The 7,645-nt window shown below is 42.9% G+C and carries 12 protein-coding genes; 2 read left to right on the top strand and 10 right to left on the bottom strand.

Features of this window, described 5'->3' with window-relative positions:
• Positions 1-62 precede the first annotated feature (62 nt).
• From JGK36_RS32730 to JGK36_RS32695, 8 genes are all read right to left on the bottom strand, one after another.
• Positions 63-1,478, bottom strand: a complete 1,416-nt coding sequence (locus tag JGK36_RS32730) for a hypothetical protein (RefSeq protein WP_293199269.1) — start codon at positions 1,476-1,478, stop codon at positions 63-65.
• A gap of 252 nt (positions 1,479-1,730) precedes the next feature.
• Positions 1,731-1,892, bottom strand: a complete 162-nt coding sequence (locus JGK36_RS32725) for a DUF5615 family PIN-like protein (RefSeq protein WP_293186928.1) — start codon at positions 1,890-1,892, stop codon at positions 1,731-1,733.
• Between the two features lie 28 nt (positions 1,893-1,920).
• Positions 1,921-2,064, bottom strand: coding sequence for a DUF5615 family PIN-like protein (locus JGK36_RS32720; protein ID WP_293186929.1), 144 nt, complete (start codon positions 2,062-2,064; stop codon positions 1,921-1,923).
• On the bottom strand, positions 2,061-2,291 hold the full coding sequence (locus JGK36_RS32715) for a DUF433 domain-containing protein (RefSeq protein ID WP_006634608.1): 231 nt from the start codon (positions 2,289-2,291) through the stop codon (positions 2,061-2,063). The genes JGK36_RS32720 and JGK36_RS32715 overlap by 4 nt, the downstream gene beginning before the upstream one ends.
• Positions 2,292-2,544: 253 nt before the next feature.
• A complete protein-coding gene (locus tag JGK36_RS32710) occupies positions 2,545-2,826 on the bottom strand; it encodes a hypothetical protein (protein ID WP_293199268.1) in 282 nt (93 codons plus the stop codon).
• The gene (locus JGK36_RS32705; protein WP_293186935.1) at positions 2,823-3,374 is read right to left on the bottom strand and encodes a DUF6036 family nucleotidyltransferase; all 552 of its coding nucleotides are present in this window, start codon (positions 3,372-3,374) and stop codon (positions 2,823-2,825) included. Before JGK36_RS32705 ends, JGK36_RS32710 begins: the two co-directional genes overlap by 4 nt.
• An 81-nt stretch (positions 3,375-3,455) precedes the next feature.
• Positions 3,456-4,034, bottom strand: a complete 579-nt coding sequence (locus tag JGK36_RS32700; protein ID WP_293199266.1) for a Uma2 family endonuclease — start codon at positions 4,032-4,034, stop codon at positions 3,456-3,458.
• 82 nt (positions 4,035-4,116) lie between these two features.
• A complete protein-coding gene (locus tag JGK36_RS32695; protein ID WP_293199264.1) occupies positions 4,117-4,701 on the bottom strand; it encodes a Uma2 family endonuclease in 585 nt (194 codons plus the stop codon).
• 32 nt (positions 4,702-4,733) lie between these two features.
• Here JGK36_RS32695 and JGK36_RS34060 point away from each other — a divergent pair, with 32 nt between their 5' ends.
• Positions 4,734-4,916, top strand: a complete 183-nt coding sequence (locus tag JGK36_RS34060) for a type II toxin-antitoxin system PemK/MazF family toxin (RefSeq protein WP_325315913.1) — start codon at positions 4,734-4,736, stop codon at positions 4,914-4,916.
• 31 nt (positions 4,917-4,947) lie between these two features.
• Here JGK36_RS34060 and era read toward each other — a convergent pair whose 3' ends face one another.
• On the bottom strand, positions 4,948-5,859 hold the full coding sequence (era, locus tag JGK36_RS32690) for a GTPase Era (protein ID WP_293199270.1): 912 nt from the start codon (positions 5,857-5,859) through the stop codon (positions 4,948-4,950).
• Between the two features lie 506 nt (positions 5,860-6,365).
• Here era and JGK36_RS32685 point away from each other — a divergent pair.
• Positions 6,366-6,785 carry a hypothetical protein gene (locus tag JGK36_RS32685; RefSeq protein WP_293187163.1) on the top strand — a complete coding sequence of 140 codons (420 nt, stop codon included), beginning with the start codon at positions 6,366-6,368 and terminating at the stop codon, positions 6,783-6,785.
• 372 nt (positions 6,786-7,157) lie between these two features.
• On the opposite strand, the gene JGK36_RS32680 is transcribed toward JGK36_RS32685, so the two are convergent.
• On the bottom strand, positions 7,158-7,424 hold the full coding sequence (locus JGK36_RS32680; protein ID WP_293187164.1) for a hypothetical protein: 267 nt from the start codon (positions 7,422-7,424) through the stop codon (positions 7,158-7,160).
• Between the last annotated feature and the right edge of the window lie 221 nt (positions 7,425-7,645).

Below are 7,645 nucleotides of genomic sequence, written 5' to 3'. Positions count from 1 at the left end.
TCATTACAAAGCGTATCTATAGCTTCTAAGAATGGTGAATTTATCTCAAAATATACTCACCACTAGCGAAGAGTGTTCAATAAGATGCGTTCCCCCTGCAATACGCAGCGACCATTCTTCTCTATTTGAGTTATCAAATAGTCAAAACATTCAGCTAATCTTGCATTAACTACGCTTTGCTTTATCATTTCTAGGGCTAATCGAGCTTGTTTTCTACATTCGCTGTTTTCTAATTTCCGTTGTATCTCATAATGAGTGAGTGTGCTTATAGCAATGGGTGAATATTTGTCACCTAAAAGAGAAAGCAAATTGTCATAGTATACTTTTCCTCTGGGTGATACACCATTGCAGTAACTAACTCCTCGACCAATCCGACACATCAAAACTACTTTCACTAATTTTCCTGCATAGTTTGGAAGAATATCTGATTGCCCAGCGATATATGAGGCGACAGAGTCAGCGACAGGAGCTTCATGATGAAAATTATCCCAACCATTATGTTTAGCTAGAAGCTGCTCCAATAAATCGTCAACAATTCCTGCTCTTTCGCTTGGGGAACGATATGGATTTCCCCCTACAACCTGGAGAAACTGCTCACCCAATTCATATTTATCTTTATGAAGATTAGTATTATATCCCTCAAGAGTAAGCCCTAACTTATATTTGGGTTCATCTAAACAATTTGTCCAAATAGAGGGGGCTATTAAAGAAATATTTTTCCTTACCTGAACATCCGTCTCTATAGATACAAATATCCCAAAAACAGTTCTAAGTATATTTCCGCATAGATGGCTAGGTAGTTCGGATATTTTTAGCTCAATTGTTTTTTGAGTTGCATTATCTATAGGTGTATTATAAGTTCTTAAGTTTTTAATAAATGCTTGTACCTGAAGTGCTGCTTCAGTTGGTCTATCTCTTAGGACATCTTGAATCGATGTTTGTAACCATCCAAGCAGTTCAAAAGCGTTAATTGTATAGTTAGTCGGATGAGAAATTCCTATGTCATTTCTCATCTCAAGAATATGTTTTAACTTTTTGTACGTTGTGTCAGAAATAAGCTCAAGCTTTCTACAGGTGTCTAGTAAAACTGAATCTTTAAGAGAAGCGAGATCTTCTTCTTTTTCGTAAAAATCTCGGCTTTTACCCCCTACTGCGGCATCAAAGAAAATATCAATTCCGTATGCAATAGCTTTCTTTCTTAAATCCAGAGTAACTTCATTCCATACTGCGTTGAGTGCGTAGTCAAACAACCCAAATCCTGCGCCAACTACAAACTTAGATAAGTAACGTGCGTCTCTTTTAATGTCATCAGGAAGTGACTGAATGTAAGTAGGTAAATTTTGACCAATAATTGCTCGTTCTGGCTGATCCGCAATGATGTTATCTGAGGGAAGCCCCATTTGTTTTAGAAAAGCCACAACCATTTGTGCTTGTGGGTCAATTAGTTCTGCATAGCTAACCTTTTCAATTTCGTCCATAGTACCTTTTTGCTATCTAGCTTATAATTGTATCGCAGTTGCGGTAGAATACTGGATATAGTCAATAATACCGCAGCTCAAGGATGTATGTCAACCCCTTCTTACTCCCCATCACAATCTCCTTTCCTAGATCGAATTCGCCGCACGATTTAACTCAATCACTGAAGCCGTCGCACTGAAAAAACCTATCTATATTAGATTTTAGATTAGAGAGCATTTAGAGTCGATCGCACACCCTCGGCGATCGGTGCATTATGATAAAGCAAGCAGCGATAAAGTCTCATCTTCATAAAATAATTCGATCGCGTTAAAATCCCGACGCAGCAAATTTTCAATTTGCAATGTCGAACAGTTTCCCAGGCGAAGCCAAATAACTTTCGGTGGATTCCCAAATACTAAGCTCAGGTCGTGCATATCCGCGTCTTTCGAGACAATCATCAAATTATTGTATGAATGCATAATCCCAAACTATTGGGTCGATCGTTGCTTTCATTCCCACATCTCGAACGTGAAGCGAATTTGGGAAAATATCGCTCAAACGATTCGGCAACTTGGGCGACAAGTTTTCATCAAAAAGTAATTTCATGCGGATAAGGTCGCAGTCATAAACCGACGCTCACGGTCAGCAGCATAAGCTATACAAGCTTTTAAATCTTCTCGTGTCAAATCGGGAAAATCGTCGAGAATTTCTGCTTCAGTCATCTCCGAAGCCAGGTACTCAAGCACTTCATAAACCGTAATTCGCAAGCCGCGCACACAAGGCTTACCACCGCGTTTATTTGCTTCGATCGTGATGTGGTTTCGGTAGTTCATAAGAAACACTCGGTAATATCATTTTTCTGTGAAGCTACATAGAATGTATTCTTTTGTTGTGCTGTGAGTCCAGTCGCCTGGAGCGCATTAGTGATGAGGGAGTTATCGATTTCGATCGTGGTTTTCATAGGTATTTTGGGGTGAGTCTTATCGATCGCGCTTTCATCCAATTACAAGCGATCGCCCACCGGCAGCGATCGACATCTTTTTTTTTAATTAAATCCTTTTGTTACTGCCGATCGATCGCATATTCTCACATATAACGAAGTTCAAGTGCATTGCAAAAGCTACTCAAGCGATTCAGCAAAGCATTGTAGTAGGGATAAGCATCATCTCGTTCATCTTGAAGGCGGGCATAAAGAGTCAATTCTGGCTCTGCGGCCAGACGATCTTTAGGAACATCTAAGCCCGCTTCGGCTAGGCGAGTTGCCGCGATCGCGACTAACAATGACCCAATTGTATTAGTTTTACCATGATGAAGATCGTTCAGTCCAGGTAGAATTAGCTCTGCTCCCGGCAACTCATTTAAGTTCATAACTGTCCATCCTCTATGTTACTTTCAAAACGTTTGATGAAGTTCTCAACTCTGCTTCTGAGCGCATCAGGATTAAGAGAGGGAAATCGGATTAATTCGGGTGCAATACTCTCAAAACTATTACGCAGTTCTTCTAAGGAAAATAATTTCTGTTCGTACATGGCTTGAACATCTTTAATGTCCCGATCGAATCCCCTGGATATTTTGGAGAGTGCTTGGGCTATAAAGTCATAGTGATAAAACGAGATTTGACCGTATTTGCCAATGAAGATACTCCTGTCGCGCCACCCCGGAATTGTGGGTAAGAAATCCTGTGGGGAAGCCAGTTCGATATTAATATTCAATTCTTGTTTGATTTTGGCGATCGCACCAAAAATGCCTGGGGGTTCAGGATCTAGACGAATATCGATATCAATGGTCGAACTCCGCCATCCAATCAGTAGGGCGCTAGCACCACCCGTAAAATAGATGCAGCCTGAACCCTGAGCCTCTCTGCCCAAGACTTGCATCAGTCGTTCTATCTTCTGAGAGTCAACATTCGGACGCATATGCTGCACAAATATTTAAACGGTAACAGATTTCTTATAACTCTACATCAATATTATTACATCGCCCTCTTAATAATAAATTCAAGATTGCTGCTCGAAAACAATTTCTTCATATAATTGCTCGATCGCCAAACTCAACCCAATACTTCTAAGCTCCACGCGATCGCCCGCTCGATAGCTCAGAATCAACCAATCCCCCGCATCATTTCTGTGATAAATATCGATCGCCATCTCATCCGAACTCACCAACACATAATCGACCAAATTCGGATTGCGGCGATATTTTTCAAACTTTTTGCCGCGATCGTAAGCCTCGGTACTATCCGATAAAACCTCAACAATTAAACAGGGATAGGTAATATATTGAGGGCTAGAATTATCTCGCCGATCGCAAGTGACACTCAGATCGGGATAGGTATAGTTGTGAGTATTGAGGATATTTACGCGGCAGTCAGAATTGTATGTTTTACAACCACTACCCCGCAGATGGGGCTTGATCGTCACTAAAAAGTTTCCCGCGATCGCACTATGATTTTGCGTGCCCCCACTCATCGCACATACGCGACCATCGATTAGCTCGTGCCTTTCTAATTGTTGCTCCTCCCAAGCAAAATACTCTTCAGGCGTAAAGTACCGCTCCTGCTCTCTAGCTGCAATCATAACAATCTCCTAATTTAAAAGTAGTAATACCAACACGCTCACCGGACGTAAATCACCTTAGTTTTATGATATATGTCAACTTTTAAGGTGTTGTTTCTGGGGTGAGGTCGAGGTTGCGATAGACTTGTTCGATCGCAAAACTAAGATTGATGCTTTTTAGTTCGATAGTGTCACCTTCTTTGTAGTTAATAATGATCCATTCACCAGCATCATTTTTATGATACAAATCCATTTCGATACTGGTGGAACTAACCAATAGATAATCTTGTAAGACAGGGTTGCTGCGATACATTCTAAATTTACCACCGCGATCGTAGGCCTCAGTGCTGGGAGAGAGAACTTCAACGATTAAGCAGGGGTAGGTAATGTATTGGGTTGTGGTTTTATCGCGATCGTCGCACGTTACACTTGCATCAGGATGGGTGTAGTTTTTGGTTCCGGCGATGTTGACTCTCAGATCGGAGTTTCCTGTTTCGCAACTGCTGTTTTCTAGATGATTGGAGAAGAGAGTTGTGAGTCTGACGGCAATGCGGCTATGGTTTACGCTGCCGCCGCTCATGGCGTACACTTGACCGTCGATATACTCATGCTTTTCTAGCTGCTTTTCTTCCCAAGCAAAGTATTCTTCTGGGGTTATGTGAGGAAAGTTTTCTTTGGCGGCGATCATTTTTTTAGGTAATAGATGGTAGGCAATGGGTAATGGAGTTTATTTCTATTCCCTATTTTAGTCTCGCACAAACATTCTTGGAACCGACGAGAGGTTCTGAAACGGGGAAGGTTCGGCCTTGTATCATTGTGACGAATAATGTTTACAATCCGCGTGTCCCTCCGCCACTTTATGATCGCTATCACCAGCCCATTGCCAGTAGGGGCAATTCATGAATTGCCAGTAGGGGCAATTCATGAATTGCCCCTACTCTTCCACGCGATAGCCCAATTCTGCCAAACGGGTGCGGGACTGCCGCCATTTCGGCTGCACCTTGACAAATAACTCCAAATATACTTTACCTTCAATTAACTTTTGAATCTGTTCCCGGGCCGCACTGCCGATCGACTTGAGCATACTGCCGCTTTTACCGATTAAAATACCTTTTTGGGAATCCCGCTCGACGTGAATCGTCGCCAGAATGCGGGTAATCTTCGCTTCTTCTTGAACAATGTCGATCGCGATTGCTACAGAATGCGGCACTTCTTCCCGCGTCAGCAGCAAAATCTGTTCCCGAATCAACTCGCCCATAATAAACCGTTCCGGCTGGTCAGTCACCAAATCTGGCGGATAATAGTAAGGCCCAACCTCCAAATGTTCGATTAACAATTGTTGCAGTGGCTCGACACCCTCGCCCGTGAGAGCCGAAAACTTGACCACTGGCCACTGAGGATTGACAATTTGCTCGTAGGTGCGATCGATCAACACGGAATCCTCCGGTTGTTCGTCCAGCTTATTCATCCCCAAAATCACTGGAATTTTGCAATTGCTGAGAATTTCGATAATATATCGATCGCCCCCACCCGACTCCACCGAACCATCCACCACAAACAACACCACATCCACAGACTGAATCGCCGTGCGGGCATTCTGCACCAAAACCTTACCCAATTGGTGATGCGGCTTGTGAATTCCGGGAGTATCGACAAAAATAATTTGTGCTTCCGGCGTCGTCAGGATGCCCCGCAGCCTGTTGCGCGTCGTCTGAGACACCGGCGAAGTAATGGCAATTTTCTGTCCTACCAACTGATTCATCAGGGTGGATTTGCCAACATTCGGGCGCCCGATAATACCCACAAAGCCCGACTTGTAGCCCGCAGGAGCCGCGGGAACACCCATGATTTCCGATACGTCGATAAATTTACTATCTTCCACTAAAATCACCTATTTTCAAGCCCCTTCTCTGTCTATTGTCGCCTGAAAATACTCAAACGCCCATTGATGCACTCTAGCATCTTTCTTCCGCTGGTATAGCGCATAACACTCAAAGGGCGATCGAGCCGTCAACCAGTGTTAAAACGCCACAGGCGATCGACAAAACTTGATATCTGAGACAAAATTTGATAAAGTTCCAATGACATCGATCGAAAATGAATCATTCTGGTAAAATCGAGTCCCCAACGCTGTAACAACTTCAGATGTGTAAATGTCTCACTCAACTGAAACCATTCTACAGTTTGTCAGACCAACCAGTTTGTACGTTTTTGAAGATGTATGGTAATAAATTAGATGGGTCAAAACCAAGATAAAAGTTCATTAGCCTTAGATTTTTTATAAATTAAAGCTAATGTTTTTGTCCCTACCTAATTAGTGCTAACCGTCATAAAGTTGAGGAGATGAATCGGATGAAATCGAAATTATTTTGGAGTTGCTGCACCGTATTGGTAGCCAGCTTGCCTATTCCTGCCTTCGCTCAAACAGCCCCTCAAGCAGGTATTGACTACAAAGGCGGCTCAAAGAACTACCAAACAGTACCGGGCAAAATTCCTGAAAGAACTTTACCCAAAGCCTTTGACTTTCCAATTATTACTAATGTTGCTACTGACACTAGCATCACCACAGATCACCTAATTACCGAGCAGTTTCGCGCGCCCGCGACTCGTACAGAATACACCCGCGCTCTCACCACCTGGTCAGAATCAATCAGAGAATGTCTGGGTAAACAGCCCCGCTTGATCCGGGCCAGCACCAAGAACCCGATTCAGATTAATGGCAAAGTAGGCACGATTGTCAGAAATGCAAATAACCGTGCAGTTTGCAAATAAGCGAGTAAGTTCCGCTGTCTGAAGACAAAAACTAGAAAGTGTTTTTACACAAAAAGAGCAATAGTTTTCTATTGCTCTTTTTGTTGGCAAAATGTCAATGAATTAGTTTGTAGTGAGGACTTCAGTCCTTCTTAATTTCTGAGGACTCGCATTCCTCACTACAAACGAAATAATGCAGAAACCTGGTTTTTTCCAAAAATATGCTGTGAAACCTGAAGGATATAGATTTCAAACTATAATTTTCGATTAAGGAATGAGAATTAAATAACTTCGACAGGTTTGTGGGATGGGCGTCCCGCCCGTCCAAAAACGACGGGCGGGACGCCCATCCCACAATAACAATTAAAATTGTAAGTTATTTAATTTGCGATCCTAAGTAGCGCAAAATTCATTCGTACTCAGCAAAATTTCCCCATAATCAGGAATCCAAGCCAGCCACTTTTGGTCGGAGCACTGACACAACAACCACGCTTCGTCAAAACTGAATGCTGTTGGCGGATTGAACAATTTGACCCACATCGAAGGAGCCAATTTTGGTGCAGGTACGGCGCAGCCAAATTTTGCCCAGTCCAAGGCACTCGCGGCGCTGGCTAGCGTTGCTTGCGGTTGCCGACTACGAATATCTGTTTGCAGTTGCATAACTACTCCTGTAGAGCTAAAAGTCAGCACGCCTTGCGGGGTTAGGAACTGTAACTTAATTTATGGACAAAGCTACCCATCCTTGACTATTTGGGTAGCTTTTTGAGCAAATTGTGGCCGCGCGAGACTATTTGCCCCTGGTTCAATTTGTTTTTGCCCCCGTGCCATTGGATTACAGATGTGGGCGTCTTGCGTCAGAGAAATCTGCATTTGGACTGATT

The sequence above is a fragment of the Microcoleus sp. PH2017_35_SFW_U_B genome, assembly GCF_020737865.1.
In the GTDB taxonomy this organism is placed as follows: Bacteria; Cyanobacteriota; Cyanobacteriia; order Cyanobacteriales; family Microcoleaceae; genus Microcoleus.
Note: the sequence above shows the minus strand (reverse complement) of the source record. Positions and strands in the feature narration are given on the sequence as shown.